Raw genomic sequence first — 25,673 nt, 5'->3', positions numbered from 1 at the left:
CGCCGAACGCCTGCGGCAGGCGGAACGGAGACGGCCGAAATCGCCAGGTGGTGCCGTTCCGACGACGGCCGGCACCATCGTCGCTCCGGACTCCCTGGCGGGACGCTTGAGACGGCACGGGCGGGTAACCCGTGGTGGATCAAGACGTCGGCGACGACGGGAGGAGAGGCCATGCCCACGGGGAACGGTGGAAACGGCGGGAACGGGGAGAGCGAGCACGAGGACCGGCCCGAGACGGCGCTCGAGGAGGTCCTCCGGGAGGTCGAGGAGGCCGAGAAGCGCGACGAGGCCAAGGCCTCGGGCGGTGCGGCCGGGGACGCCATCACCCCGAACACCGGAGCGCAGGAGCAGGCGCAAGGGGAGTGAACCGGCGGGCGGGCCGGCGGCTGACCGGTGCATTCCGGAAGGACCCGATGCGTTCCGGAGGGACCCCGATGCCTTCCCGGGGCGGGGGTACCCGAGCCCCATGACCAGCCACCCGCGAGGACCCCAGTTGCCCCCGCCCCGAGGCCCTCTGTCCGCCGCGATCGCCGCGTACCTGCGCGGTGCGGGCCCCCTCCCCCACCCCGAGGAGGCCGAGGCGGCGGCTCCCTACGGTGACGACCCGCAGCTCGCCCTGTACCTCTGCTACGAGCTGCACTACCGGGGCTTCGCCGGGGTCGGCCCGGAGCTCGAGTGGGACCCGGACCTGTTGCGCGTGCGCGCCGCGCTGGAGCGGCGCTTCCTGTCCGCGCTGCGCGCCGACACACCGGGCCACGACAGCCTCGACGACGCGCTCGGCGCGCTCCTGGTCGAACCGGCCGAAGGGACCGGGGTCACCCATTTCCTGTGCGCGGAGGGCGAGTTGTGGCACCTGCGCGAGTACGCCGCCCAGCGCTCCCTGTACCACCTGAAGGAGGCCGACCCGCACGCCTGGGTGCTGCCCCGGCTGTGGGGCCGGGCCAAGGCGGCGATGGCGGCGGTGGAGTTCGACGAGTTCGGCGGCGGCCGGGCCGACCGGGTGCACGCGCGCCTGTTCGCCGCGCTGATGACGGACCTGGGTCTGGACACCGGTTACGGCCGCTATCTGGACGCGGCCCGCGCGGAGATGCTCGCCGTCGTCAACCTGATGTCCCTGTTCGGTCTGCACCGGGGGCTGCGCGCCGCGCTGGTGGGCCACTTCGCCGAGGTGGAGATCACCTCCTCACCGGGTTCCCGCCGGCTCGCCGAGGCCATGCGCCGCACCGGCGCCGGAGCCGCCGCGGAGTTCTTCTACGACGAGCACGTCGAGGCGGACGCGGTGCACGAACAGGTCGTACGCCATGACGTGATCGGCGGACTGCTCGCCGAAGAGCCGGAACTCGCGGCGGACGTCGCCTTCGGGATCGACGCCACCGAGTACCTGGAGGACCGCCTGGCCCGGCGGCTGCTCGCCGACTGGCGCGCCGGGCGCTCCTCACTGCGGACGCCCCTGACGCCACAACTGGCCCATACATCCTGAATGCCGGGGTACCCGCGTGGTGTGATCACTTTGGTGCTCCCGGGCGTGTACGCCCCACAGGACGACACCGAGTTGCTGGCCGAGGCCCTCCGCGACGAGGCTCCGCCGCCCGGTGCGCACGTGCTCGACGTCGGCACCGGCAGCGGGGCGCTGGCCCTGGAGGCGGCCCGGCAGGGCGCCGAGGTGACCGCGGTGGACGTGTCCCGGCTGGCGGTGTGGACGGCGCGGGTGAACGCGCGGCTGGCCGGGCTGCCGGTACGGATCCGGCACGGCAACCTCTTCGCACCGGTCCGGGGCCGCACGTACGACCTGATTCTCGCGAACCCTCCCTACGTTCCGGCACCCGACTCCGGTCACGGCCGGCGCGGCAGGTCCCGGGCCTGGGACGGGGGCCAGGACGGGCGACTGCTGCTGGACCGCATCTGCCGGGACGCACCCGCGCTGCTGCGCCCCGGAGGCGTGCTGCTGACCGTGCACTCCTCGCTGAGCGATCCCTACCGCACGCTGGAACTGCTGCGCGCCGCGGGCCTGAAGGCCACGGTGATCCGGCGCCGCTGGATCGCCTTCGGGCCGGTGCTGCGCTCCCGGGAGGACTGGCTGCGCGGGCGCGGCCTCATTCCCCCGGACGAGGACAGGGAGGAGCTGGTGGTCGTCCGTGCCGAACGAACGCGCTGACCGGGCCCGTCGGATCACCGTGCAGCGGCGGGGGCCGCTGTTGGTGGAGGGACCGGTCGAGATCGAGCTGGAGGACGGCACGACGGTCTCCTCGGACCGTTTCCGTGTCGCTCTGTGTACCTGTCGGCGCAGTCGCCGCTACCCGTGGTGCGACACGAGTCACCGGCGCAGGGCCAAGGACACCGACTGAAACCGCTCGTTTTTCGCCGCTCCCCGGGAAAGGCCCCCCACGGGCCCGCCCGGGGAGCGGCTGTGTGCCCGGAGACCGGCGGGCGGCCCCACTCCGCCCGTCGGTTCCGGTGCGAGATCGCAGGTACCCCGCTCCAGGGGCCGCACTCCCCAGTTGCGGACCTGATCCGGTGTGTGCGGGGACACGTGCGATCCCGGTCCTTAGAAGGCGAAGACGCCGTCGCCGATGGCGTCACGCTCACAGGAGTTGCCGAAGGTGCGCTCGTACGAGACGCGTTTGCCCTGCCAGACACCCTGGACGGTGACGACGACCGGGTTGTACAGCTTGTTGCACCACACTTCGCCGGCCTTCAGGGCGTTGAAGTCGCCGCCGGTGCCGCGCAGTTCTGCGCAGGCCTGGGCGGCGGCCGGGTGGGTGCCGGAGGCCGCGGGGGCGCACGTCAGGGTGACGGCGCGCTCCGGGGTGGCCGTGGCCACGTCGCTGCCGTGGCCGGTGGTGAGGACCAGCGCCGAGGGGGCGTAGAGCGACGACGGGGCGGCGCCTGGTGCAGCGACGGCGGCCCCGGTCAGGGGTCCGCAAACGGCGGCGGCCGTAAGGCCGAGGGCCGCTGCCCAGCGCGCGGTGTTCCGCATTGTGTGCATCCTTCCGCTCGAAATGACGAGGTGCCGGCCCGGACCCGGTCGGGCACCGGGGCGGCGTGCGCCACTCTGCCGAGTCCGCCGTCGAAACTCACATCGAACGCATGGGTTTCGGTAACCTTTCGTGTTGAAGTAGTGGCGTGAAGTCACGGAATCCGCACAGCGTGACCCTGGAACTGGGCGGGTCCGGCCCTTCAGGGCCCCTCGGATGGCCGAAAATCAGCGCTTCGTTAATCGTCCTGAAACATTCCGGCTCCGCCCGCGCCGAACCCCTTCGTGACGCCTTGTGTTCATGAAATGATCACCGTGATCGGTGGCGGCGCGAGCAGCCACACACCGACCCGCGGTCGGCAGCCGGTCCCTACGGCGAGGGCCACACGGGCAACGCACCCGGCGAGCCCTGGGCGTGCCGCGACAGCGTCGCCGGCCGCGCCGGCGGGCCCCCTGTACCCGCGACCGACACGGAGCCGGGGCTCGCCGAGGTCATGTCCGCCGCCCAGCGCTGGCCGGCGGAGCGGTCGCGGACCTTGACGACGAGGTCGGCGCCGGCGTTCGGGGCGGAGGTCGCGAGCGCGAGGGTCCGGTCCCAGCGGGGCAGCAACTCGCCCTGCGCGGTGAGGTCGTAGCGCACGTCGTCGCTCCGCGGGGAGCCGGCGTCGGCGCAGGTGCCGAGGATCACCACGCCGGCGTCGGCGTGCGAGTCCAGGCACAGTCCCGAGTCGGCCGCGCTGCGCAGCAACCCGTCGGCGTCGTACGTCCACTGCTGGGTGAGGGCCGAGGAGCAGACGGCGAGGCCCGTGCTCGCCCCGGCCTTCGCTGCGCCCTCGATGCCCAGGCACAGCCCGGCGGCGGCGTTGCGCAGCCGGGTGGGGCGGCCGGCTGCGGGCAGCCCCGCGGGGGCGGAGGACGGCGGGGACTGGCCCGTGGCGGTGCCGGGGGCGGCGCTGGGTCTGTCCTTTTTCTTTGGGTGGTGGTGGTTGCGCGGGGGGGTGTGGGGGCGGTGGTCGTGGGTGTGGGGGCCGGCGGGCCGCCGGGCGCCCCTCCCTCATGTCTTCTACTGGTTGCCGGGGTCGAGCGGGTCCTCGGGCGTGGTGGGGTCCGTCGGCGGCTGGGTCGTCGGCGGCTCGGTCGTGGGCTGCGTGGGCGGCGGGGTCGTCGGCGGCTCGGTCGGCTTGTGCGAGTGCTTCGGCTTCGGCGAGTGCGACGGTTTGGGCGCCTTGCTGGTCGGCGGCTGCGACGGCGTGCTGGACGGCGACTGGGAGGGCGTCGGCGGCACGGTCGGCTGGATCGCCGCGCCCTGCGTGGTGTTCAGGTCGAACTTGGTGACGCCGTCCATCGCCTCGAAGGTGTAGGCGGCCCAGATCTTCGCCGGGAAGCCGCCGCCGTTGATACGGGCGGGGCGGCCCAGTTTGTCGAGCGCGCCGGTCGCGCCGGTCAGCGGCACCTGCGCGTGGGTCTTGGAGTCCTCGCCGAACAGGCCGACCGAGGTGACCAGGCCGGGCGTGTAGCCGGTGAACCAGGCCGACTTGTTCTTGTCGGACGTGCCCGTCTTGCCGGCGACCTGCTGGCCGTCACGCGCCGAGTTGCCTGCCACCGAGTCACTGGCCGTACCGTCGTCGACCACGCCGGTGAGTACGGAGGTGACCGTGTCGGCGGCCTCTTCGGGGATCACCTGGTCGCCGATCGGGTCCGGGAGGTCGACGGTGCGGTCCTTGTGGTCGGCCGACTTGATGATCGCCGGGGTGACCTTCTTGCCGTGGTTGTCGAGGGTCGCGTAGATGCCGGCCATCTCCAGCGGGCTCGCGCCCATGGAGCCCAGGGTCTGCGCGGGCACCGCCTCCATGCCCTGGGTGTCCATACCGAGCTTGCCGGCGACGTCCATCACCTTGCCCATGCCCACGTCGACGCCCATCTGCGCGAAGACGGAGTTGACGGACTGGTTCATGGCCTTCTGGACGGTGATGGGGCCGTAGTCGGCGTGGTCCTCGTTCGGCGGGCCGAAGCCGACCCTGCTGCCGTGGTCCACGACCTGGCGGCCGCTGGTGCCGTCGTAGATCGTGCTCGCCGTGATGGGCTGGCCGTCCTGCGTCCGGGCGCCCTCGGCCAGCGCGGCGGCCAGGATCACCGGCTTGAAGGTGGAGGCGGGCTGGTAGTCGGTGCGGGTCGCGTTGTTGCGGTAGTGCTTGAAGTAGTCCGCGCCGCCGTACATGGCGAGGACCTTGCCCGTCTTCGGGTCGACGGACACGGCACCGGGCTGGACGTCGGCGTCGACGGAGCGCTTCTCCGGGTTCAGCCGGCCGGTCAGCTGGTCCTTGACGGCCTGCTCCAGCTGGTGCTGCTTCTTCTTGTCGATGTTGAGCGTGATGGTCCAGCCGCCCTTTTTCACCAGCGCCTCGGCGTCACCGATGGTGGCGGCCTGGCCCTGGGCGACCAGCCGCTTCTCCAGCGCCGCGTTGGCCGCGTCCACCAGGTAGCCGGTCTGTCCCTTCATGCCGGGCGCCGCCTTGGGCGCCTTCGGTTCCGGGAAGTGCATGGCCTGGCGCTTGCCCGCGTCCAGCCAGTGCTGCTTGACCATGTTGTCCAGGACGTAGTTCCAGCGGGCCTTCGCCAGCCGCTTGCCGGTGTCGCTCGCGAGGGCCCAGTCGTACTGGTTCGGCGCCTGGAGCAGCGCGGCGAGGTAGGCGCCCTCCTGCACCGAGAGCTCCTTGGCGTCCTTGTGGTAGTACGCCTGTGCCGCGGCCTGGATGCCGTAGGCGCCGCGGCCGTAGTAGCTGGTGTTGATGTAGCCCGCGAGAATGTAGTCCTTGGACTTCTGGCGGTCCAGCTTCAGCGAGATGACCAGTTCCTTCAGCTTGCGCGAGACGGTCTGGTTCTGGTCCAGGTAGTAGTTCTTGACGTACTGCTGGGTGATCGTCGAACCGCCCTGCGTGCCGCGCCCCATGACGGTGTTGAGCACACCGCGGGCGGTGCCCCTCAGATCGACGCCGGAGTCGTGGTAGAAGCTCTTGTTCTCGGCCGCGACGAAGGTGCGCTGGACGTCCTTGGGGACTTCGGCGAGGTCGACGCTCTCACGGTTGAGCTGGCCGGTGCGGGCGAGCATCGTGCCGTCGCTGTACTTGTAGATGTTGCTCTGCAACTGGGCGGCGGCGTTGCCCTTCGGTATGTCCACGTACATGTACAGCCCGATGAAGGCCGCGATCACCAGCAGACAGAGCCCGAAGAACGTGCCGAGCACCTTCTTCCAGGTGAAGAGCCGGCGTATGCGGCCCTTGGGTGGCTTGCCGCCGGCCGGGGCGGCCGCCATGGGCGCGGAGGGGCGGCGCTTGGGCGCCGCGCGGCGGCTGCCACGCTGTCGCGCTCGTCTCTCTTCCGCTCGTCCCATGGGTCCCTACGCTCGCTTCCGTCTCGGGGTCAGCTCCGAAAGCTAACACTCGTCTATATGACAAAGGGCGTCTGATCCGTTCTTTTACGGACGTGAGAATGAGCACCTGCCCCGTGGGAACCGACGGTTCTGCAGTCCCCAGGGTTGCTTCCCAGGCTAAAAGTGATATCACTTAGCTAGAAGAAAGCTAGGCCTGCCGGCGCAGGCCTCCTGAGAAACGGGGACCACCATGTCCGCAGCCGACCCGGCCGTCACCGCCGAGGTACCCGAGATGCCCGCGCCGCGGGTACGGGAGTTCACCGCCCACAGCATCGGCGGCGGGCTCGCCCTGCTGCTCGGCCTGCTCGGGCTCGGCGCCGCCGCCGCGCTGATAGCCACCGCCTCGGCCGTCTCCGCCTCCGGCGCCAAGGCCGGGCTCATCGTCGTGGGGATCGCCGTCTTCCTCGCCGCGGTCATCTCGCTGCGCGGGCTGAACACCGTCGCGCCCGGCGAGGCCCGGGTCGTCCAGCTCTTCGGGCGGTACCGGGGCACGATCCGGCAGGACGGCCTGCGCTGGGTGAACCCCTTCACCTCGCGGACCCGGATCTCCACCCGGGTGCGCAACCACGAGACGGCCGTAATGAAGGTCAACGACGCCTACGGCAACCCGATCGAGCTGGCCGCGGTCGTCGTCTGGAAGGTCCAGGACACCGCCCAGGCCACCTTCGAGGTGGACGACTTCGCCGAGTTCGTGGCCACGCAGACCGAGACGGCCGTACGGCACATCGCGATCGAGTACCCCTACGACGCCCATGACGAGGACGGCCTGTCGCTGCGCGGCAACGCCGAGGAGATCACCGAGAAGCTGGCCGTGGAGCTGCAAGTGCGCGTGGAGGCGGCCGGAGTCGAGATCATCGAGTCCCGCTTCACGCATCTCGCGTACGCTCCCGAGATCGCCTCGGCGATGCTCCAGCGGCAGCAGGCGGGCGCGGTCGTGGCCGCACGGCGCCAGATCGTCGACGGGGCGGTCGGCATGGTCGAGGCGGCACTCGGCCGGATCGCCGAGGCGGGCATCGTGGAACTGGACGAGGAGCGGAAGGCGGCGATGGTGTCCAACCTGATGGTGGTGCTGTGCGGGGACCGGGCCCCGCAACCGGTCCTCAACACCGGGACCCTCTACCAGTGACGGACCCTTCGCAGGCTCCGAAGCGACAGCCGCAGCAGCGCAAGCAGGTGCTGCTGCGGCTGGACCCGTCGGTCTACGAGGCGCTGGCCCGCTGGGCCGGTGACGAGCTGCGGTCGGCCAACGCGCAGATCGAGTTCCTCCTCAGGAAGGCGCTGGCGGAGGCGGGACGGCTGCCGAAGGACACCGGCCCGCTGCCGCGCAGGGGCAGGCCGCCTGTGTCGTAACCGTGACAATGGGCCGCCACCTGCACTGCCGTACCGCACGCCATGATCCCTGCACTCGGTGTATACATGCGGGGTATACACCGTGTGTAGAGTGCTCTGCATGTCCATCGGTCACACCCTTCTAGGACTCCTGGAGTCCGGCCCGCGGCACGGTTACGACCTCAAGCGGGCCTTCGACGAGAAGTTCGGTCACGACCGGCCGCTGCACTACGGCCAGGTCTACTCCACGATGTCCCGGCTGCTGAAGCACGGCCTCGTGGAAGTCGACGGGATCGAGGCGGGTGACGGCCCCGAGCGGAAGCGGTACGCCATCACCGACGCGGGCATCACCGACGTCGACCGGTGGCTCGGCACGCCCGAGAAGCCCGAGGAGTACCTGCAGTCGACCCTGTACACCAAGGTCGTCCTCGCCCTCCTCACCCACCGCGACGCCTCCCTCATCCTCGACACCCAGCGCTCCGAGCACCTGCGCAGCATGCGGATCCTGACCGACCGCAAGCGCAAGGGCGACCTCGCGGACCAGCTGATCTGCGACCACGCGCTGTTCCATCTGGAGGCCGACCTGCGCTGGCTGGAACTGACCGCGGCCCGCCTGGACAAGCTCCGTGAGGCGGTGGCCCGATGACTCCTCCCCCCGGCTCCCTGCTCGCCGCCGAGAACCTGCGCAAGGCCTACGGCCCGACGGTCGCGCTCGACGGCGCCGAGTTCTCCATCCACGCCGGCGAGGTCGTCGCCGTGATGGGCCCCTCCGGCTCCGGCAAGTCGACGCTGCTGCACTGCCTCGCCGGCATCGTGCCGCCCGACTCCGGGTCCATCACCTACGACGGCCGGGAACTGACCGGCATGAGCGACACCGAACGCAGTGCCCTGCGGCGCGGCGAGTTCGGGTTCGTCTTCCAGTTCGGCCAGCTCGTCCCGGAGTTGACCTGCGTGGAGAACGTGGCACTGCCGCTGCGCCTGAACGGCACCTCCCGCAAGGAGGCCGAGCGGGCCGCGCTCACCTGGATGGAACGGCTGGAGGTGGACGACCTCAAGGGCAAGCGGCCCGGCGAGGTCTCCGGCGGCCAGGGGCAGCGCGTCGCGGTGGCGCGGGCGCTGGTGACCGGACCCCGGATGATCTTCGCCGACGAGCCGACCGGCGCCCTCGACTCCCTCAACGGCGAGCGCGTGATGGAGCTGCTGACCGACGCGGCCCGCTCCACCAACGCGGCCGTCGTCCTGGTCACGCACGAGGCCCGGGTGGCCGCCTACTCCGACCGCGAGATCGTCGTACGCGACGGCAAGTCCCGGGACATGGAGCGGGCGATATGAACGCCGGGCAATGGTCGCGGGATCTCGGCATGGGGGTGCGGTTCGCGTTCACCGGCGGGCGCGAGGGCTGGGTCCGGGTACTGCTGACGGCGGTCGGCGTCGGCCTCGGCGTGGCGCTGCTGCTGCTGACGACCGCGATCCCGAACGCGCTGGCCGTACGGGACCAGCGCAACGACGCCCGCATGGACTACACCTACGGCCCGAACCGGCCAAAGGCCGCGAACACCCTGTTGATCTCCGACACCGACACGACCTACCGCGGCAGCGACGTCCGTGGCCGGCTGGTGGAGCCCGAGGGGCCGCGGGCACCGCTCGCACCAGGTCTGTCGACGTACCCGGCGCCGGGCGGGATGGTCGTCTCCCCCGCGCTGAAGGACCTCCTCGGCTCAGACGCCGGGAAGCTGCTGCGCGAGCGGCTGCCGTACCGGATCGTCGGCACGATCGGCGAGTCCGGGCTCATCGGCTCGCACGATCTCGTCTACTACGCCGGGGCGAAGGACCTGGCCCCGCGCATCGACGGCTGGCGGACGGCCCGCATCACCCGCTTCGGTCCGCCGCAGGAGGTCACGCCCGACAAGACGGACCCGGTCCTGCTGCTGCTGATGCTGGTCGTCTTCGTGGTGCTGCTGACGCCGGTCGCCGTGTTCATCGCCACGGCCGTACGGTTCGGCGGCGAGCGGCGCGACCGCAGGCTGGCCGCGCTGCGGCTGGTGGGCGCCGACAGCCGGATGACCCGGCGGATCGCGGCGGGTGAGGCACTCGCCGGCTCCCTGGTCGGACTGGTCTTCGGCACCGTCTTCTTCCTGCTCGGCCGTCAGCTCGCGGGCTCCGTCGAGATCGTGGGCATCAGCGTGTTCCCCAGCTACCTCGACCCCTCCCCGGCGCTGGCCGCCCTGGTCGCGGTCGCCGTCCCGGCGGCGGCGGTGCTGGTCACGCTGTTCGCGCTGCGCGGGGTGGTCATCGAGCCGCTGGGCGTGGTCCGCGCGGCCAGGCCCCGGCGCCGCCGGCTGTGGTGGCGGCTGCTGCTGCCGCTGGGCGGACTGGCGTGCCTCGCGCCGATGATCGGCCAGGTCCGCCACGGCGAGTTCAACCGGTACCTGGTGATCGGCGGCGTCCTGCTGCTGCTCATCGGCCTGACCGCGCTGCTGCCGTGGGCCGTCGAGGCGGCGGTGGCCCGGCTCGGGCGCGGCGGAGTGGCCTGGCAACTGGCGGTGCGACGGCTGCAGTTGAGCAGCGGTTCGGCAGCCCGCATGGTGAACGGCATCGCGGTCGCGGTGGCCGGGGCGATCGCGCTGCAGATGCTGTTCGCGGGCGTCCAGGGCGACTTCACCAAGTCCACCGGGCAGGACACCGACCGGGTGCAGATGCAGGTCAACCTGGAGCAGGGGCTGCCCTTCCTGCCGGTCACCGAGAAGTTCGCCACGACCAAGGGCGTGCGCAAGGCCACCGCGCTGGGCAGCACCGAGCTCAGCGACCGGCGCTTCCGCTCCAGCGAGGGCCCGAAGAACTCCGTCGGCCTCACCGTCGGCACCTGCGCCGCGCTGCGCGAGGTGGCCGACCTGCCGGACTGCCACGACGGGGACGTCTTCACGGCGACCGGCGGGGAACGGGACGCCGACGTGACGAAGCTCGTCCGTCCGGGCCGTACCCTCCATGCCAACACGAGCGACGGCCTGCGCGACGGCCACGACGTCGTGTGGACCGTGCCGAGCGGGCTGAAGCGGGCCCGAGCGATCACCAGCCCGAACGGGATCAAGGAGAGCGGCGTGCTGATGACACCGGCCGCCGTGTCCGGCCGGCTGAGCAGCGCGCTGACCGGGGCGATGTACCTCTCGCTCGACGAGTCGGTGCCGGACGTGCACGACTACGTCCGCAACACGGCGGCGCGGATCGACCCGTTGGCGGACACGATGGTGTACTCGGCCACCGACCGGTCGGCCCAGTTCACCTCGATCCGCACCGGAACGTTCGCCGGCGCCGTCTGTGTGCTCGCGCTGATCGGTGTCAGCCTGCTGGTCTCCCAGCTGGAGCAGTTGCGCGAGCGCAGGAAGCTGCTGTCGGCGCTGGTCGCCTTCGGCACCCGGCGGCGCACCCTGGGCATGTCGGTGCTCTGGCAGACGGCGATCCCGATCGCCCTGGGCCTGCTGCTCGCCCTGGCCATGGGGCTGACGCTGGGCGCGGTGCTGCTGAAGATGGTGGGCACGACGGTGGGCGTGGACTGGCCGAGCGTGCTGTCGATGACCGGCGCGGGTGCGGCGGTGGTCCTCACGGTCACTCTGCTGAGCCTGCCGCCGCTGGTGCGGTTGATGCGGCCGGAGGGGTTGCGGACGGAGTAGCGCGGAGAAGAGGGGTGCAGAGCTGAAACCGCCTCCCCGGAACACCTAGTCCAGCACCCGTACCGGCAACGCACCAAGCGCCTCGCGCAACGCCGCGGCCAGCTCCTCGTACTCCGCGGAGCGCGCCGCTCCCGCTCGCATCGCCAGGGCGACCCGGCGGCTGGGGGCGGGCTCGGCGAAGTACCCGGTGAGGAGCTGGCTGCTCCGGGTGGTCTCCAGCCTCAGCGCCGTACGCGGCAGCAGTGTGCAGCCGAGGCCGCCGGCCACCAGCTGGACCAGCGTGGACAGCCCGGCGGCCGTCGTGGTCACCGGCGCGTCCTCGCGGCCCGCCTCCCGGCAGATGTCGAGGGCCTGGTCGCGCAGGCAGTGGCCCTCGTCCAGGAGCAGCAGGTTCAGCTCCTTCAGCGCCTCGCGCGGGATGCCCTCACGGCCGCCGAGCCAGTGGTCGAGCGGGGTGACGAGCACGAAGTCCTCGTCGAACAGAGGGAGTTCGACGACTCCTGGCACACCGAGCGGGACCGCCAGCAACAGCAGGTCCAGACGGCCGGAGCCCAGGCCGTCGATCAGGCTGGCCGTCTGCTCCTCGTGGACCTGGAGATCGAGGTGCGGGTAGCGGTCGTGGACGAGCCGCAGCACCGTCGGCAGCAGATACGGCGCGACCGTGGGGATCACCCCGAGGCGCAGCACTCCGGTGAAGGGCGCCCGGACCGCCTCGGCCTCCTCCAGCAGCACCCCGACCGCGTCCAGCACCGCCTTCGCCCGTCCGGCAAGACGCTCACCGGCGGGCGAGAGCAGCACCTTGCGCGTCGTACGCTCGAGGAGGGTCACACCCAGTGTCTCCTCCAGCGCCGAGACCGCCCCGGACAGGGCGGGCTGGCTCATCCCGATGGCGGCCGCCGCGTCCCTGAAGTGCAGATGCTCGGCGACGGCGGCGAAGGCACGCAGCTGTGCGAGGCTCGGCTGTCTCCGCTTTCCATTACTCATGGTCACTGATAACCACCTCCGATCAACCTGACCGAGTGTAGCTATTTCCCTAATCAATGCACCCTGTGCCAACATCGAAAAAGTCCAACCCCATGGGAAAGATCCTCAAAAGGGGTCTTTCTTCGCTGCAAGGAGAGCGTGTGCTCACTGTCGGTGACAAGTTCCCCGAGTTCGAACTGACCGCCTGCGTCTCGCTGGAGAAGGGCAAGGAGTTCGAGCAGATCCACCACAAGTCCTACGAGGGCAAGTGGCTGGTCGTGTTCGCCTGGCCGAAGGACTTCACCTTCGTCTGCCCGACCGAGATCGCCGCGTTCGGGAAGCTGAACGACGAGTTCGCCGACCGCGACGCCCAGATCCTCGGCTTCTCCGGTGACTCCGAGTTCGTCCACCACGCCTGGCGCAAGGACCACCCGGACCTGACCGACCTGCCGTTCCCGATGATGGCCGACTCCAAGCACGAGCTGATGCGCGAGCTGGGCATCGAGGGCGAGGACGGCTTCGCGCAGCGCGCCGTCTTCGTCGTCGACCCGAACCGCGAGATCCAGTTCACCATGGTCACCGCCGGTTCCGTGGGCCGTAACCCCAAGGAGGTCCTGCGGGTCCTGGACGCCCTGCAGACCGACGAGCTGTGCCCGTGCAACTGGAGCAAGGGCGAGGACACCCTGGACCCGGTCGCGCTGCTGGCTGGTGAGTGACCCATGTCGCTCGACTCGCTGAAGTCCCGCGTCCCGGACTACGCCAAGGACCTGAAGCTCAACCTGGGCTCGGTCATCGGCAACTCCGACCTGCCCACGCAGCAGCTGTGGGGCACGGTGCTGGCGACCGCCATCGCCTCCCGGTCCCCGATCGTGCTGCGTGAGCTGGAGCCGGAGGCGAAGGCGAACCTCACGCCGGAGGCGTACACGGCCGCCAAGTCGGCCGCCGCCATCATGGCGATGAACAACGTCTTCTACCGGACGCGTCACCTGCTGTCGGACCACGAGTACGGCACCCTGCGCGCGGGTCTGCGGATGAACGTCATCGGCAACCCGGGCGTGGAGAAGGCCGACTTCGAGCTGTGGTCGTTCGCGGTCTCCGCGATCAACGGCTGCGGCCTGTGCCTTGACTCGCACGAGCAGGTGCTGCGCAAGGCGGGCGTCGAGCGCGAGGTCGTCCAGGAGGCGTTCAAGATCGCCTCGGTGATCCAGGCGGTCGGCGTCACCCTCGACGCCGAGGCCGTGCTGGCCGAGTAAGCGGTTCTGTGAAGACCCCGCTCACCCTTGGTGGGCGGGGTCTTCGGCGTTCTCCGCCATGAGCTCGTCCTCGGCCGGGGCGGCGGCCTTCCGCTGCTGCAGGTCCTCCGAGTACTGCCGCAGATACCCCACGACCGTGTTCGTCACCGCCACCAGCGGTACGGCCACCACCGCGCCGCCGATGCCGGCCACCATGCCGCCGGCCGCGACCGTGAGGACGACCGCCAGCGGGTGGACGCGGACCGCGCGGCCGAGGATGAACGGCTGCAGGACGTGGCCCTCGATCTGCTGTACCGCGAGGACGACCACGAGCGTCATGACAGCCGCGAAGACACCCTGGGTGACCAGCGCCACGATCACCGCGAGCGCGCCGGAGGCGACCGCGCCGACCAGCGGGATGAAGGAGAACAGGAAGATGAAGACGGCCAGCGGGACGGCCATCGGCACGTTCAGGAAGTAGATGCCGATGCCGATGAAGATGGCGTCGATCAGGGCGACCAGGACCGTGCCGCGAACGTAGGCGGTCAGGGTGCTCCAGGCGCGCGGGCCGGCACCGGCCACGCCCGGGCGGGCCGCGGCGGGCACCAGCCTCAGGAACCACTCCCAGATGCGCTTGCCGTCGTAGAGCAGGAACAGCGTCGAGAAGAACACCAGGAGAATGCTGGTGAGGGTCTCGATGATGACCTGAACGCCCTCCAGGCCCGCCGACGTTATCTGGTCGGCGTTGGCGCCGATCGCCTCGCGGAGGTTCTTCGCGATCTGGTTGATCTGCTTGTCGGTGACGTGGAAGGGGCTCTTCAGCAGCCAGTCGCGCAGGTCGTCGATGCCGGACTGGATCTGGGTGGAGAGCGTGTCGATGTTCTCCATGACCTGCCAGGTCACGAACCAGCCCATCAGCCCGATGACGACGAACCCGCTGATCGCGGTGAGCGCGGTGGCCGGGCCGCGCGGCACTCCGCGACGGGTGAGCCGGGCGACCGTCGGCTGCAGCAGCGCGGTGACGAGCAGCGCGATGACGAAGGCGAACACCACCAGCTGGACGGCGCTGATGACACGCATCAGGACCCAGACGGTGCCGGCGAGGACCAGGAGCCGCCAGCCGGCCTCGGCCGCCACCCGTACGCCCCAGGGCACGGCCTCGGCGGGGTCTGGGCGGGGGCCGCCGGCCGGCGGTGCGGGCCGGCGGACGGGGAGCGGGGTCTCGGCGGCGGCCGCGGCGGGAGGTTCGGACGCGGCGAGCGGCTCGCCGTCCTGCTCCACTTCCGCACGGCGCTCGTCCAGGCGCTCGCTCATCTCGGTGAGACCGGCGCCCAGCCGGCCGAGCCACCCTGGCACTCGCGACATGTTCCGTCCTCTTCCCCCGCGTCCCCGCGTGCTCGCCACCTCTCCTCCCCCTGGAGGCATGCCGATACGACCGTACAGGGCGAAAGCCCCTCACCTGAGGACGGGGAGGGGCTGCGCGAGGTCGAGCGGGGCCGGCCGGGTCAGTACCAGTGGTTGGCCGACCAGAACGACCAGGCCTGGCAGGGGCTGCCGTACCGGCTGTTCATGTAGTTGAGGCCCCACTTGATCTGGGTGGCCGGGTTGGTCTGCCAGTCGGCACCGGCGGAGGAGTACTTACCGGCGGGCAGGGCCTGGAAGAGGCCGTAGGCACCGGAGGAGGCGTTGACCGCCTGGTAGTTCCAGCTGGACTCGTGGTCCACGATGTTGCTGAAGCACTGGAACTGGTCGCCCGCCACCATCTGACGCGCCATCGCCTGGATCTGCGCGACGGAGTAGCTGCTCTGGACGGGGAAGCTGGAGGAGTCCCGGGCGCTGTCGCGGCTGGCCGCCTTCTTGGCCTCGGCACGCTCCTTGGCCTGCTTGGCCGCCTGCTCGGCCGCGGCCTTCTTGGCGATCGCGGTCTCGGCGGCTGCCTTGCGGGCCGCCTCCTCGGCGTCCTTCTTGGCGCTCGTGTCCGCGGCGATGGCCTGGGCGTCGGCCTGCTGCGTCAGGGACGCGGACTGCACCTGGGCCTGCTGGCCCGCGGGTATGTCCGCGAGGAGCGTGGTGTCGGCTGCCGTCGCCTCGGCGTCGTTGTTGTTCTGCTGCGCGACGCTGCCCGAGGCAACTCCGACGACGCTTCCGACGGCGGTGACCGCGGTGGCCGAGGCCACTGCGAATCCCCGGACCGAAATCCGGCTCACACGGTTTCCTTCCAGCATCGCCCGCTTCGGTGACCCTGGCGGACGCAATCGTGCCCCTGACACTGGCCTCCCAACTGCGGGGTCACGGGAGGCACGGGCCCGGTGGGCAACTCCCTGTCGGGGAGCGCCGCGTGGTGCGCGGGCGGCATACGGCGAACTCTATGGAGTTGGTGGTGCTTCTGTGGTGCTGCACCGCTGGGGGTGCAGGTGTGCCGTATGCGGGGCCTGACAGGACTGAGACTCTGCCGTAACCGGACGCCGGGTGGCAATTCTGCGTTGAGTGTGAAAGCTCACATCCCGTTTACCCCTGGGGATTTTCGGAAAGCTCTACACGCCAAGGCGCCGCCCGGCTAGGCTCTGATGCCTTTGGCCGGACGACGCCAATTACCGTGCGGTCTGGGTCAGATGTGGCCGTCCTCCAGCATTTCGGTCACAAGCGCAGCAATCTGGGACCTCTCAGACCGCGTCAGCGTGACGTGCGCGAAGAGCGGGTGTCCCTTCAGCTTCTCCACGACGGCGACCACACCGTCGTAGCGACCGACGCGCAGATTGTCCCGCTGTGCCACGTCATGGGTGAGAACCACCCGTGAGTTCGCGCCGATTCGGGACAGGACGGTGAGAAGGACGTTCCGTTCGAGCGACTGCGCCTCGTCGACGATCACGAACGCGTCGTGCAGCGAGCGGCCGCGGATGTGGGTGAGCGGGAGCACCTCCAGCATCCCGCGCGCGGTGACCTCCTCGATGACCTCCCGGCTGGTGACCGCGGACAGCGTGTCGAAGACGGCCTGCGCCCACGGGCTCATCTTCTCCGCCTCGGAGCCCGGCAGATAGCCCAGTTCCTGGCCGCCGACCGCGTACAGCGGCCGGAAGACCATCACCTTCTGGTGCTGACGGCGCTCCAGGACCGCCTCCAGACCCGCGCACAGCGCCAGCGCCGACTTGCCGGTGCCGGCCCGGCCGCCCATCGAGACGATCCCGACGTCCGGGTCGAGCAGCAGATCGAGCGCGATGCGCTGCTCGGCGCTGCGGCCCTTGATGCCGAACGCCTCCCGGTCGCCGCGCACCAGGCGGACGTTGCCCTCGGCGGTGACGCGGCCGAGCGCCTTGCCGCGCTCGGACTGGATGGTCAGGCCGGTGTGCACGGGGAAGCCGGAGACCTCCGGGACATACACATGTCCCTCCTCGAAGAGGATGTCCACCTGTTCGCCGGGCAGCGTCAGTTCGGACATGCCGGTCCAGCCGGAGTTCTCCGTGATGGCGAGTTCGGCCCGGTACTCCTCGGCGAGCAGCCCGACGGAGGATGCCTTGATCCTCAGGGGCAGGTCCTTCGACACGACCGTGACGTCGTACCCCTCGGCCTGCAGATTGCGGGCCACCGCCAGGATGCGGGAGTCGTTGTCCCCCAGGCGGTAGCCGGTGGGCAGCACGCTGGGGTCCGAGTGGTTGAGCTCGACACGGACGGTCCCGCCCAGCTCCCCGATCGGGATGGGGGCGTCGAGGCGACCGTTCTTCACCCGGTAGTCGTCCAGCAGGCGCAGGGCCTGGCGGGCGAAGTAGCCGAGTTCCGGATGGTGCCGCTTGGCCTCCAGTTCCGTGACCACCACGATGGGGAGCACGACCTCGTGCTCGTCGAAGCGGGTCAGGGCGTTCGGGTCGGCCAGCAGGACGCTGGTGTCGAGAACATAGGTGCGCCGGTCTGGCTTGTGGCGCTTTGTGCTGGTCACCACGGAAGGACGTACCCCCTCGGATGAGGTCGGGGAGCGACGAGGCTGAGCTGGACCGGTGTCTGGCCCCCGCGAACGGCGGGCCGTGAACCGGCCCTCCGCGGCTGCTTCCGTGCAGTGACCGCACGATCGGGCTGGTGCAAAGGGCCTCCCGGGCGGACGGCCCCGAGCCGCCCGCTGAGATCCGACACCCGTGGTTCGGGTGTCGACCTGTCTGCCTTATGCCCTCGAACATGCGCCGCCATGCAAAAGCGGCCATCGGCGTGCTGGTGAACTCCTTGTTAAGTCGACCGGAACCGGGGTATACGAATGCCCCGCTGCCGTGGCGGTCAGCGGGGCGTCCGGTCTGCCTCAGCCGCCGTAACGGCGGTGACGTGCGGCGTAGTCGCGCAGGGCGCGCAGGAAGTCGACCTTGCGGAAGGCGGGCCAGAAGACATCGCAGAAGTAGTACTCGGAGTGCGCGGTCTGCCACAGCATGAATCCGGACAGCCGCTGTTCGCCGCTGGTGCGGATGACGAGGTCCGGGTCGGGCTGGGCACCGGTGTAGAGGTGACGGCCGATCATGTCGATGTCGACGGACTCGGCGAGGTCCTCCATCGTCACGCCCTTGTCCCGGGCGTCGAGGAGCATGGAGCGCACGGCGTCGGCGATCTCCTGCCGCCCGCCGTACCCGATCGCGACATTGACGAGTATGCCGTCGATGGGGGCGGTGGCCTCCTCGGCCTCCTTCAGGGTGCGCTGCATCCCGGCCGGCAGCAGGTCCATCGTGCCGACGTGGTGCACGCGCCAGCGGCCGTCGGCGGCGAGGGTACGGACGACGTCCTCGATGATGCCGAGCAGGGGGCCGAGTTCGTCCTGGGGCCGGTCGAAGTTGTCCGTGGACAGCAGCCACAGGGTGACGACCTTGACATCGGTCTCGGTGCACCAGCCGAGGAACTCCTCGATCTTCTCGGCACCGGCCCGGTGGCCGTGGACGGTGGTGGAGCCGGACGCCTTCGCCCAGCGGCGATTGCCGTCCATGATGACGCCGATGTGCTTGGGCACCTGATCGTGGTCCAGGTGGCCCTCCACCCGGCGTGCGTAGAGCCTGACGAGCAGGCTGCGCAGGTTGTCGCGCAGGTTCACGTGGCCCTCCGGGGGTTTGGCGTGGGGGTTCGGTGCGTACGGTTGCCCGAGCCGTTGAGCCTACCCCCGCCGGGGGCTTGGTTCTGGCCCGGGTTTGGGGACGGGGGCTGGTGCGGGTGCGACCTCGTCGTCACCTGCGGGCCCGCCGCGGCCGGTCGCGCCCACGCGGCGGAGCCCTCGTGTCGAGCACGGTCCCGCGCCTCTGAGGTAGGGACGCTCCTCGCATGCCGAGGGGTTCCCGGAGTTCCCGACGAAAGACCCACCGTCTGCCGGGCACGAAAAACGGGCCGGTCCGTGGGGGGGAGACGGACCGGCCCGAGGGGGGGTTTCCACCATAACCCTTCGTGAGGGATCGCGGGTGCATCGGCGAGCCACAACTACTCTCCGAAGTCACCCGGCGACGCCCAGCTGGGCACGGAACGATGGATTCAGGGGGGTCCCATGGCCGGTTCACGGCGGAATCCCAGGAAAAACCGACCGCACGCGAAATGATTCGGAGGGATTCCGTAAGGTTTGCGCCATCTTGGGGTGGGTGGGCAGGTTGCGCCCGGGGTCCCTCCGACGGGCTACCCGGTCAGCGAATCCTGACTTGACGGTTCCGCTACGGGGCGCGGGGAAGGTCACTCGGTTTCACGGCACCGCGCAGCCCCCTCCACTGCGCGGCTCCGCCCGCGCAGCTTTGCTTGCGCGAATAACCTTGGTCTGAACTTACGTGACCGGTGGGGCAGATGTGAACCGGAGCCGATAACAATGTGGAAACTGCCTCAGCGGGTCGGCTTGCGGACGTCGAAGAGGTGCCGGGAGCTGTGCGCCACGAAGGGGCCCTCCTGCCGGATCCGCGCATGCAGTGCGCGCAGTTGAGGCTCGTAGGCCTCCACCGTGAAGCCCGGGACCATCCACACCACCTTGCGCAGGAAATGGACAACGGCGGCGACGTCGTGGAACTCCATCCGCAGCCGTTCCGCCCGCAGCCCCGCCACCTCCAGCCCGGCCGCCCCGGCGTCGGCCCGCTCACGCTCGGGGTCCCGGCCGGCCCGCACCTCCTCCGGCTGCGGCCCGAGGAAGTACTCGACCAGCTCGAAGACGCTGGCCGGACCGACATGCTGGGCGAAGTACGTGCCGCCGGGCCGCAGCACCCGGGCGATCTCGTCCCAGTGCGGGCGCACCGGATGCCGGCTGAGCACCAGGTCGAACGCCTCGTCGGCGAACGGCAGCGGTGCCTCGTCCGGGGCGGCGACGACCACCACACCCCGCGGCCGCAGCAGGGCGGTGGCCTTGGCCACGTTCGGCGGCCAGCCCTCCGTCGCGGCGGCCAGCAGCGGCCGGGCCGGGGCTGCGGTGGCGAGGGCGAAGTCCAGCACCTCACCGCCGCCGGTCTGGATGGCCAGCACGGCCTCGGCCCCGGCCAGCCGCTCCCCCGCCGACACGGCATACCCCCACGAGGGCCGCTCCTCGCTCGCCCGCCCCTCGAACCAGGAGAAGTCCCACCCCTCGGTCGGCACGGTGACGCCCTCGGCCACGAGGTCTTCGAAGGAAGGGTTCACTGACATGGCCGCCATGATCGCAGGGTGTTGTCGGCGCGGCCTGCTGATTTCCGCCAGGAGGCCGCGCGGCACGCCGGCCACATGGACCAAGCCGGGAGGCGGGGCGGACAGGGGTGGGGGGCGGTTGGGTGGGGTGGGGTGGACAGGGCGTACGCCGCTTGGGCGGTCGGTGTCGCGAGTACGCCGGCGTCCCGCAGGCGCCGGGCCTCGTGTGCGGCCGGGCCGTCCGGTGCCCGCTCCGGTGTGTACCGCACCGCCCACAGCCACATGAGCAGCCCGCCGAACCGGGCGACCGGTCGCAACGTCCTCTCCCAGCACCGCGCCGACGGGCCTGCTGCCAGCCCGCAGCTCTTCCCGGGCCGGCTCGAAGGGCAGCTGCCAGGGCGCGGGGATCGACGTCATGGGGTCGCCTCCGGGCGCGCGGCGGGGTGCAGGACCAACAGAATGTGCTCGTCCTCCCCGTGCCGGACGGTGCCCGCGCGCTCGAAGCCGTGTCTCTCCAGCAGCCGGACGGAGGCGGTGTTGCCGCCGAACGGATCGGCGTACAACGGCCGGACACGCTCCAGTCGCAGGAACAGGCCGAGTGCGCGGCTGCCGACGCCCCTCGCCCAGTACGGCCGCCCCAGCCAGTACCCGACGTACCGCCGCCCGTCCTCCTGCGTCCAGGAGACGACGCTCCCGGCGACCTCCCCGCCCACGGTGACCGTCCGCACGAGACAGTCGGGATCACGCAGCACGCGCTCCCGCCAGTGCCGCAGAAAGGCGTCCCGGGGCCGGGGTGTGAACCTCGACCGCCGGACCGCTTCCGGGTCGTGCTCATAGGCGAGGAAGACGAACAGGTCGTCGTCCGTGACACCCCGCAGGCTCACTTCGCCGTGCTGCTCGTCGCGCTCGTCGGTCATGCAGGGCAGTGTGGCAGCCGCCACTGACAACGCCCCGCCACCTGCGGTTACGGCACCAGCGGCCGGACCTCCTCGGCGGCGAACCGCACGAACCCCTCCGGGTCGGGTTCGTCCCCGGTCGGCTGCAGCACGACGGTGTCGGCACCGGCCTCGGCGAGCCGTCGTACGGCCGCGGCGACGGCACCCGCGTCCCCCGCGACACCCACGCCCGGCTCCGACTCCAGCCCCTCGGCGGCGAGTTCGGCCCGCAGCCGGGCGTCGGCGCCGGGCCCTGTGGCGGCCAGCAGATAGACGACGACCTTGTGCGGCCCGCCGCGCCCCGCGTCCCGCTGCCCCTCCTCGATGAGCCGCCGGGCCTGGCGTACGCCGTCCGGGGAGGTGGAGGCGGTGAGGAGCGTACCGTCGGCCTTGGCGCCGGAGAGACGGAGCGTGCGTGGCCCGGTGGCGCCGGCGAAGACCGGCACGGCGCGCTCCGGCGGCCAGTCGAGGCCGACGCCGTCGAGGGAGACGTACCGCCCCCGCACAGTGAGCCGCTTCCCCGTCAACAGCTCGCGCAAGGCGTCGAGATGCTCGCCGAGGAGGGTGAGCGGCGAGGCGGCCCGTGCCCCGACCTGCCCCATCCAGTCCTGCACACCGTGCCCGACGACGACGGTCGCGCGGCCGGGGAACATCCGGTGCAGCGACGCGGTCTCCATCGCGGTCACGGCGACGTTCCTGAGGGGCACGGGCAGCAGTCCCACACCCACACGCACGCGCTCCGTCCACGCGAGCGCCGCCGCGGCCGTCGAGATCCCGCCCTCCAGGAAACAGTCCTCCCACAACCACAGTTCTTCGAGCCCCACGCCGTCCGCGACACGGGCGACGGCCCGCAGCCGCTCGGGCGGAAGCTGGGGGCGGAACACGACACCGAGTCCTGTCATGGGCCTCTTCCTAGTGGGAGGCGGTCGCCCGGGCAACTCCTTTAATTTCTGGGCGCCTTCCGCCTGCAGGCGTTGCCGGCAGCGCTGTGGGTACCGTCACTGCGGAGGTGGCCTTCGGATGGCACGGTGGCGGGACGGACGGGGTCGGCTGGTCGTGCAGGGGAGCGGTGACGACGCCGCGGTCTCCGTTCCCCTGGAAATCGCGACCTCCTACCGGGCCCGTACCAGGGGGTTGTTGGGCCGCGACTCGGTAAAGGGGGCCATGCTGCTCTCCCCCGCCGGCGGAGTGCACACCTTCCGCATGCGGATCCCCATCGACGTCGCCTACCTCGACCGCACCCTCACCGTCATCGCCGTCCGGACAATGAAGCCGGGCCGCCTGGGCCTGCCTCGGCTGCGGTCGCGGCATGTACTGGAGGCGGAGGCGGGGGCAATGGCGGGGTGGGGAATGAAGACAGGAGTTCGGGTCGCCGTCGAGGCCGAGTAGCCCTACCCGGAGCTTCGCGTACAGCAATGTGATCGCGGCAACGACCGTCGGAACCATCGGCCCCTTCTGCCTGTCCGCACGCCTACCCGACGATCTCCCAGTCGATAGCGCCGTCGAGGACCCTCGGCACGTATGCCACCGTCCCCACCGTGATCGGGCGGCCCGTCTCCAGTGCTTCGACCACGGAGGTGCACATGGCCCGCACGCTCGGTCACACCACAGCGCAGGGGTCGACCAGGTCCGGTTCGATCCTGCGGACAGCCCCGTGCGTCGGTCCTTGCCGGTGGTCGACGATCAAGTCGTGTCCGGAGTCCGTCGTGGATGCGAAAGGGACTCACCGAATGTGGCAGGTGGTTGAGCCGGTACGAGTCCCAGGTCCTCTGTTGAGCAGACAGTTGTTCCGTCACCGATGATGTCGAGTTCGCGCCCATCCTCGACGGTGAACCAGTAGGTTTCGTTCTCCTCCTCCTCGTCGAAGCTCCACGCAACCTTTCGTTGCATGTCCCGCTGGCCAGCGCCCATCTCTTTGGCGGTGTTCGGGGCATAGCCGCCCGGCAGAAGAAACCCGGCGTGCAACCTTGCCGGAGAGCATCTGGCTGGCCACTGAACAGGCAAGCCCGCACACCTGGTTGGGCGCACGTAAACTGGCAGTCGAGATCGCCAGGTCATCACAACGGGGGTTCGTGACTCATGGCATGGGACGAATGGGAGCAGCTGAAAAGCCGGGCTGCTGACAAGCAATCGGCGCGTCTGCAACTGAACAGTGCAGCCGACACCGCTGGCGGCACGGGCTGTGCTGACCTCGTCGTCCATCAGGACGACCTCGGCGCCGTCGGCCACGAGGCCTTCCAGCTCCACGCTCGCCTTCACGATCAGGTCGACATCGCGGGAGCGGGAGCTGACGACCACGGCGCGGGCACGACGATGCAGGCCGCGGCTGCGCTGAAGAGTCACCATTTCGCGATGGGGGCGGGTCTCGAGACGACCGTTTCCGTCTGGACCTCTCAGGTCAAAGCGGTGCTGCAGGCGTTCGCCCACATATCGAATCACCTTGACTACTCGAAGAAGCTGCACGCACATGATGACGAAACCATCGCCGCTGAGGTGCGCGGCCGGGATGGGTCCGCGGTCTCCGTATCCGTTCTGAACAGCTACTTCGAGTGACGGGGGGCGGGGGCGTGAACTACCGCGATCTGCTGGACGTGGACCTGGGCAAACTCGGCACCGCCGTGGGCACCTGGGAACAGGCGGTGAAACACCTTGAGACGCTGTCCCAGGATGCCCATGACGGGCTGAAGGCCAAGGCCGACACCGCCCGTTGGGCCGGGGTCAACGCCACCGTGACCCGTGAGTTCGTGGACAAGACGGCCAAGGAGTGCGCCGACCTGCACAGTGAGGCCAAGAGCATCTGGAGCGTCCTGGACGACGCCCATCAGGAACTCGTCGGCCTGCAACGCAGGGCGGAGAACCTGGAAGGGGAAGCGCGGCAGAAGGGCTACCTGGTCGTCCCTGATGAGAACGGCACCGTGAAGGTCATGCCCGCCATGTGCACCGTCGACGGAAAGGAAGAGGGGGAGAAGTCCAAAGAGCTGATGCAGTGGTACGCCGACACCCTGGCCGACCTCGTCCGCCACGCTGCGGAGATCGACGCCGCCGTCGTCCGGGCACTCAGCCGCAGCCACGGCAACGACCCCTACAACGCCGGCCACGCCACGTACACCTCCCTCGACGAGGACATGTTGCCGCGGGCCCAGAAGCTCGCGGCACTCGGTGATGACGCCAAACCACAGCAGAGAGCAGAACTGCGACGGCTCTGGGAATCGCTGAGTCCCCAGGCGCGTGCCGAACTGTGGTCCCAGCACAAGGACGACCTGATGTCCGCCGGAATCCTCGGTGTCACGGTCAAGCAGATATCCCCCGACGACGGCTCCGGCCCGTACGACGTCGAAGACCCGACCGCGCACGACTACTGGATCCTGGCGGAAGCGACAGGCATTTCGAACGCGGGCGACTTCATCGGCCACACCGACGCCGCCCACAACATGGACCACTACCTCCGGGGCACCGGGACACCTCTCGACCTCGACGTGGACAGGATGATGCACGACGACGCCGCACTGCGTAACGCGGCCAAGACATCCATCACGGAGAACCAGGACCACTGGCGGCAAGAGGCCCTGGACGCCTACCGGAAGTCCGGCGGTAAGCCCGTGGCGATTCCGGTGGAATCCGCCGGTACCGGATACACGCACACCGATCGCAACTGGTATCTGGCGGTCGGCAGCGCCCAAACGAACACCACCGGTGTGGTCACCGTGGTTCCGGGAGCCGACGGCAAGCCGAAGATCAGCCTCGACTACCAGGTGAACGTCTGGGACCGCTACAACTGGGACCCCGGAAAGGCCACCCCGATCGGACCGACGACCGTGACCGATGCGGACATGGCTCGTCTGCACAGGACGGGACTGGCGAAGGAGTACGACATGAGAGGCAGTGGGACGGTGCGGCACTACGACTTGGGCACCGGGTCGGGTTCGCTGCCTGCCCCCGCCGATCCCGGACGGGACGGGACGCGCACGGACATCGGGCGCAACGGAGACGCCCGATGAGGAACACGCCCTCTCGCCCGATCTGCTCCGCGCGCCGACGCCGAGCGGTCCTCGGCGCCCTGTGTGCGGCCCTGGCCTGCTCGCTGGTTGCCTGTTCATCGTCTGCCGCACCAAGGTCACCGGCACCTGAGGGGTCCGAAGGCGGACGCCGCATCCCGTACTGGGTCGAAGGCAAGACCCCCGCGCAGGTCGCGAAACTCATGAATGTGACGCTTCCAGCGCGGGCCGCCGATCTCAGAGCCGCATACCAGCGAGGGTTCCAGGACGACGGCGTACTGCTCGCCTTCACGCTGCCCAACGCCGACACCAAGGCATTCATTCGAAAGCTGCGTCCCGAGAGCCCCCTGCTGCATCGGAACACCCCTGTTACCTCGGGAAGGGAACAGTCGCCGACCACCCCCTTCGCCCACCTGGGCCTGAAGGAGCCGGAGACGCTCGCCGATGTCACTGAAGGCCCGGTGTGCACCGTCTGTGACGGAAACTTGAACTGGCTGAACATCGCTGTGCATCCCATCAACGCTCAGCGCAACCAGGTGTACCTCAGCGGCGCCGTTTAGTC

25 protein-coding genes and 1 pseudogene are annotated in these 25,673 nt (G+C 70.2%); 15 read left to right on the top strand and 11 right to left on the bottom strand.

Annotated features, from left to right (window positions below):
* The first annotated feature begins 171 nt into the window (after window positions 1-171).
* The 4 genes from ABZ624_RS01430 to ABZ624_RS01415 all read left to right on the top strand — a co-directional run bounded on the left by ABZ624_RS01430 (window position 172) and on the right by ABZ624_RS01415 (window position 2,345).
* Window positions 172-366, top strand: coding sequence for a hypothetical protein (locus ABZ624_RS01430; protein ID WP_360081527.1), 195 nt, complete (start codon window positions 172-174; stop codon window positions 364-366).
* A gap of 100 nt (window positions 367-466) precedes the next feature.
* Complete coding sequence (locus ABZ624_RS01425) at window positions 467-1,480, top strand: iron-containing redox enzyme family protein (RefSeq protein WP_360081526.1); 1,014 nt, start codon at window positions 467-469, stop codon at window positions 1,478-1,480.
* Window positions 1,481-2,155, top strand: coding sequence for a HemK2/MTQ2 family protein methyltransferase (locus ABZ624_RS01420; RefSeq protein ID WP_360081525.1), 675 nt, complete (start codon window positions 1,481-1,483; stop codon window positions 2,153-2,155).
* Window positions 2,136-2,345, top strand: a complete 210-nt coding sequence (locus tag ABZ624_RS01415; protein WP_360081524.1) for a CDGSH iron-sulfur domain-containing protein — start codon at window positions 2,136-2,138, stop codon at window positions 2,343-2,345. The genes ABZ624_RS01420 and ABZ624_RS01415 overlap by 20 nt, the downstream gene beginning before the upstream one ends.
* 200 nt (window positions 2,346-2,545) lie before the next feature.
* Here the strand turns inward: ABZ624_RS01415 and ABZ624_RS01410 are convergent, their stop codons facing one another.
* The 3 genes and pseudogenes from ABZ624_RS01410 to ABZ624_RS01400 all read right to left on the bottom strand — a co-directional run bounded on the left by ABZ624_RS01410 (window position 2,546) and on the right by ABZ624_RS01400 (window position 6,365).
* The gene (locus ABZ624_RS01410; RefSeq protein WP_351241013.1) at window positions 2,546-2,977 is read right to left on the bottom strand and encodes a subtilase-type protease inhibitor; all 432 of its coding nucleotides are present in this window, start codon (window positions 2,975-2,977) and stop codon (window positions 2,546-2,548) included.
* A 367-nt stretch (window positions 2,978-3,344) separates the two neighbouring features.
* A pseudogene (locus ABZ624_RS01405) lies at window positions 3,345-3,878 on the bottom strand (RICIN domain-containing protein); the annotation flags it as partial.
* A 159-nt stretch (window positions 3,879-4,037) separates the two neighbouring features.
* Window positions 4,038-6,365 carry a transglycosylase domain-containing protein gene (locus ABZ624_RS01400; RefSeq protein WP_360081523.1) on the bottom strand — a complete coding sequence of 776 codons (2,328 nt, stop codon included), beginning with the start codon at window positions 6,363-6,365 and terminating at the stop codon, window positions 4,038-4,040.
* 229 nt (window positions 6,366-6,594) lie between these two features.
* Between ABZ624_RS01400 and ABZ624_RS01395 the strand changes: the two genes are divergently transcribed.
* The 5 genes from ABZ624_RS01395 to ABZ624_RS01375 all read left to right on the top strand — a co-directional run bounded on the left by ABZ624_RS01395 (window position 6,595) and on the right by ABZ624_RS01375 (window position 11,401).
* Window positions 6,595-7,530, top strand: coding sequence for an SPFH domain-containing protein (locus ABZ624_RS01395; RefSeq protein ID WP_360081522.1), 936 nt, complete (start codon window positions 6,595-6,597; stop codon window positions 7,528-7,530).
* Complete coding sequence (locus ABZ624_RS01390; protein ID WP_360081521.1) at window positions 7,527-7,754, top strand: hypothetical protein; 228 nt, start codon at window positions 7,527-7,529, stop codon at window positions 7,752-7,754. The genes ABZ624_RS01395 and ABZ624_RS01390 overlap by 4 nt, the downstream gene beginning before the upstream one ends.
* Window positions 7,755-7,854: 100 nt before the next feature.
* On the top strand, window positions 7,855-8,379 hold the full coding sequence (locus ABZ624_RS01385) for a PadR family transcriptional regulator (protein WP_360081520.1): 525 nt from the start codon (window positions 7,855-7,857) through the stop codon (window positions 8,377-8,379).
* A complete protein-coding gene (locus ABZ624_RS01380) occupies window positions 8,376-9,065 on the top strand; it encodes an ABC transporter ATP-binding protein (protein WP_360081519.1) in 690 nt (229 codons plus the stop codon). Before ABZ624_RS01385 ends, ABZ624_RS01380 begins: the two co-directional genes overlap by 4 nt.
* Window positions 9,062-11,401, top strand: a complete 2,340-nt coding sequence (locus tag ABZ624_RS01375) for an FtsX-like permease family protein (protein ID WP_360081518.1) — start codon at window positions 9,062-9,064, stop codon at window positions 11,399-11,401. Before ABZ624_RS01380 ends, ABZ624_RS01375 begins: the two co-directional genes overlap by 4 nt.
* 45 nt (window positions 11,402-11,446) lie before the next feature.
* Here the strand turns inward: ABZ624_RS01375 and ABZ624_RS01370 are convergent, their stop codons facing one another.
* The gene (locus ABZ624_RS01370; protein WP_360081517.1) at window positions 11,447-12,385 is read right to left on the bottom strand and encodes a LysR substrate-binding domain-containing protein; all 939 of its coding nucleotides are present in this window, start codon (window positions 12,383-12,385) and stop codon (window positions 11,447-11,449) included.
* Between the two features lie 140 nt (window positions 12,386-12,525).
* On the opposite strand from ABZ624_RS01370, the gene ABZ624_RS01365 reads away from it, so the two are divergent.
* Both ABZ624_RS01365 and ABZ624_RS01360 read left to right on the top strand, forming a co-directional pair.
* Window positions 12,526-13,080, top strand: a complete 555-nt coding sequence (locus ABZ624_RS01365; RefSeq protein WP_360081516.1) for a peroxiredoxin — start codon at window positions 12,526-12,528, stop codon at window positions 13,078-13,080.
* A 3-nt stretch (window positions 13,081-13,083) separates the two neighbouring features.
* On the top strand, window positions 13,084-13,617 hold the full coding sequence (locus ABZ624_RS01360) for an alkyl hydroperoxide reductase (protein WP_360081515.1): 534 nt from the start codon (window positions 13,084-13,086) through the stop codon (window positions 13,615-13,617).
* Window positions 13,618-13,638: 21 nt separating this feature from the next.
* Here ABZ624_RS01360 and ABZ624_RS01355 read toward each other — a convergent pair whose 3' ends face one another.
* The 7 genes from ABZ624_RS01355 to ABZ624_RS01325 form a co-directional block, all read right to left on the bottom strand.
* The gene (locus tag ABZ624_RS01355; protein ID WP_360081514.1) at window positions 13,639-14,961 is read right to left on the bottom strand and encodes an AI-2E family transporter; all 1,323 of its coding nucleotides are present in this window, start codon (window positions 14,959-14,961) and stop codon (window positions 13,639-13,641) included.
* A gap of 140 nt (window positions 14,962-15,101) precedes the next feature.
* Window positions 15,102-15,803 carry a lytic transglycosylase domain-containing protein gene (locus tag ABZ624_RS01350; RefSeq protein WP_351238563.1) on the bottom strand — a complete coding sequence of 234 codons (702 nt, stop codon included), beginning with the start codon at window positions 15,801-15,803 and terminating at the stop codon, window positions 15,102-15,104.
* Between the two features lie 401 nt (window positions 15,804-16,204).
* A complete protein-coding gene (locus tag ABZ624_RS01345; protein WP_360081513.1) occupies window positions 16,205-17,530 on the bottom strand; it encodes a PhoH family protein in 1,326 nt (441 codons plus the stop codon).
* 348 nt (window positions 17,531-17,878) lie between these two features.
* Entirely contained in the window at window positions 17,879-18,652 is a 774-nt protein-coding gene (locus ABZ624_RS01340; protein WP_360081512.1) for an isoprenyl transferase, read from the bottom strand.
* A 764-nt stretch (window positions 18,653-19,416) separates the two neighbouring features.
* Window positions 19,417-20,202, bottom strand: a complete 786-nt coding sequence (locus tag ABZ624_RS01335) for a methyltransferase domain-containing protein (RefSeq protein ID WP_360081511.1) — start codon at window positions 20,200-20,202, stop codon at window positions 19,417-19,419.
* Between the two features lie 392 nt (window positions 20,203-20,594).
* Window positions 20,595-21,098, bottom strand: coding sequence for a GNAT family protein (locus ABZ624_RS01330; RefSeq protein ID WP_360081510.1), 504 nt, complete (start codon window positions 21,096-21,098; stop codon window positions 20,595-20,597).
* A gap of 47 nt (window positions 21,099-21,145) precedes the next feature.
* A complete protein-coding gene (locus tag ABZ624_RS01325) occupies window positions 21,146-22,018 on the bottom strand; it encodes an LLM class flavin-dependent oxidoreductase (RefSeq protein WP_360081509.1) in 873 nt (290 codons plus the stop codon).
* Window positions 22,019-22,136: 118 nt separating this feature from the next.
* On the opposite strand from ABZ624_RS01325, the gene ABZ624_RS01320 reads away from it, so the two are divergent.
* The 4 genes from ABZ624_RS01320 (at window position 22,137) to ABZ624_RS01305 (ending at window position 25,671) form a co-directional block, all read left to right on the top strand.
* Entirely contained in the window at window positions 22,137-22,505 is a 369-nt protein-coding gene (locus tag ABZ624_RS01320; protein WP_360081508.1) for a DUF192 domain-containing protein, read from the top strand.
* Window positions 22,506-23,195: 690 nt separating this feature from the next.
* Complete coding sequence (locus ABZ624_RS01315; RefSeq protein ID WP_360081507.1) at window positions 23,196-23,669, top strand: hypothetical protein; 474 nt, start codon at window positions 23,196-23,198, stop codon at window positions 23,667-23,669.
* A gap of 14 nt (window positions 23,670-23,683) precedes the next feature.
* On the top strand, window positions 23,684-25,114 hold the full coding sequence (locus tag ABZ624_RS01310; RefSeq protein ID WP_360081506.1) for a hypothetical protein: 1,431 nt from the start codon (window positions 23,684-23,686) through the stop codon (window positions 25,112-25,114).
* Window positions 25,115-25,314: 200 nt separating this feature from the next.
* Window positions 25,315-25,671: a hypothetical protein gene (locus ABZ624_RS01305; RefSeq protein WP_360081505.1), complete on the top strand. Its 357-nt coding sequence runs from the start codon at window positions 25,315-25,317 to the stop codon at window positions 25,669-25,671.
* Window positions 25,672-25,673 lie beyond the last annotated feature (2 nt).

This window comes from Streptomyces sp. NPDC007205 (genome assembly GCF_040634095.1).
Taxonomy (GTDB): domain Bacteria; phylum Actinomycetota; class Actinomycetes; order Streptomycetales; family Streptomycetaceae; genus Streptomyces.
The sequence above is the reverse complement of the archived record's forward strand: the minus strand, read 5'-3'. Positions and strand labels throughout refer to the sequence as shown.

Bases quoted from the DNA above. Each gene is read 5' to 3' on its own strand.
- ABZ624_RS01430 (WP_360081527.1), top strand. From the start codon at position 172: ATGCCCACGGGGAACGGTGGAAACGGCGGGAACGGGGAGAGCGAGCAC.
- ABZ624_RS01425 (WP_360081526.1), top strand. From the start codon at position 467: ATGACCAGCCACCCGCGAGGACCCCAGTTGCCCCCGCCCCGAGGCCCT.
- ABZ624_RS01420 (WP_360081525.1), top strand. From the start codon at position 1,481: ATGCCGGGGTACCCGCGTGGTGTGATCACTTTGGTGCTCCCGGGCGTG.
- ABZ624_RS01410 (WP_351241013.1), bottom strand. From the start codon at position 2,977: ATGCGGAACACCGCGCGCTGGGCAGCGGCCCTCGGCCTTACGGCCGCC.
- ABZ624_RS01400 (WP_360081523.1), bottom strand. From the start codon at position 6,365: ATGGGACGAGCGGAAGAGAGACGAGCGCGACAGCGTGGCAGCCGCCGC.
- ABZ624_RS01395 (WP_360081522.1), top strand. From the start codon at position 6,595: ATGTCCGCAGCCGACCCGGCCGTCACCGCCGAGGTACCCGAGATGCCC.
- ABZ624_RS01385 (WP_360081520.1), top strand. From the start codon at position 7,855: ATGTCCATCGGTCACACCCTTCTAGGACTCCTGGAGTCCGGCCCGCGG.
- ABZ624_RS01380 (WP_360081519.1), top strand. From the start codon at position 8,376: ATGACTCCTCCCCCCGGCTCCCTGCTCGCCGCCGAGAACCTGCGCAAG.
- ABZ624_RS01375 (WP_360081518.1), top strand. From the start codon at position 9,062: ATGAACGCCGGGCAATGGTCGCGGGATCTCGGCATGGGGGTGCGGTTC.
- ABZ624_RS01370 (WP_360081517.1), bottom strand. From the start codon at position 12,385: ATGAGTAATGGAAAGCGGAGACAGCCGAGCCTCGCACAGCTGCGTGCC.
- ABZ624_RS01360 (WP_360081515.1), top strand. From the start codon at position 13,084: ATGTCGCTCGACTCGCTGAAGTCCCGCGTCCCGGACTACGCCAAGGAC.
- ABZ624_RS01355 (WP_360081514.1), bottom strand. From the start codon at position 14,961: ATGTCGCGAGTGCCAGGGTGGCTCGGCCGGCTGGGCGCCGGTCTCACC.
- ABZ624_RS01335 (WP_360081511.1), bottom strand. From the start codon at position 20,202: ATGTCAGTGAACCCTTCCTTCGAAGACCTCGTGGCCGAGGGCGTCACC.
- ABZ624_RS01330 (WP_360081510.1), bottom strand. From the start codon at position 21,098: ATGACCGACGAGCGCGACGAGCAGCACGGCGAAGTGAGCCTGCGGGGT.
- ABZ624_RS01325 (WP_360081509.1), bottom strand. From the start codon at position 22,018: ATGACAGGACTCGGTGTCGTGTTCCGCCCCCAGCTTCCGCCCGAGCGG.
- ABZ624_RS01320 (WP_360081508.1), top strand. From the start codon at position 22,137: ATGGCACGGTGGCGGGACGGACGGGGTCGGCTGGTCGTGCAGGGGAGC.
- ABZ624_RS01315 (WP_360081507.1), top strand. From the start codon at position 23,196: ATGGCATGGGACGAATGGGAGCAGCTGAAAAGCCGGGCTGCTGACAAG.
- ABZ624_RS01305 (WP_360081505.1), top strand. From the start codon at position 25,315: ATGAATGTGACGCTTCCAGCGCGGGCCGCCGATCTCAGAGCCGCATAC.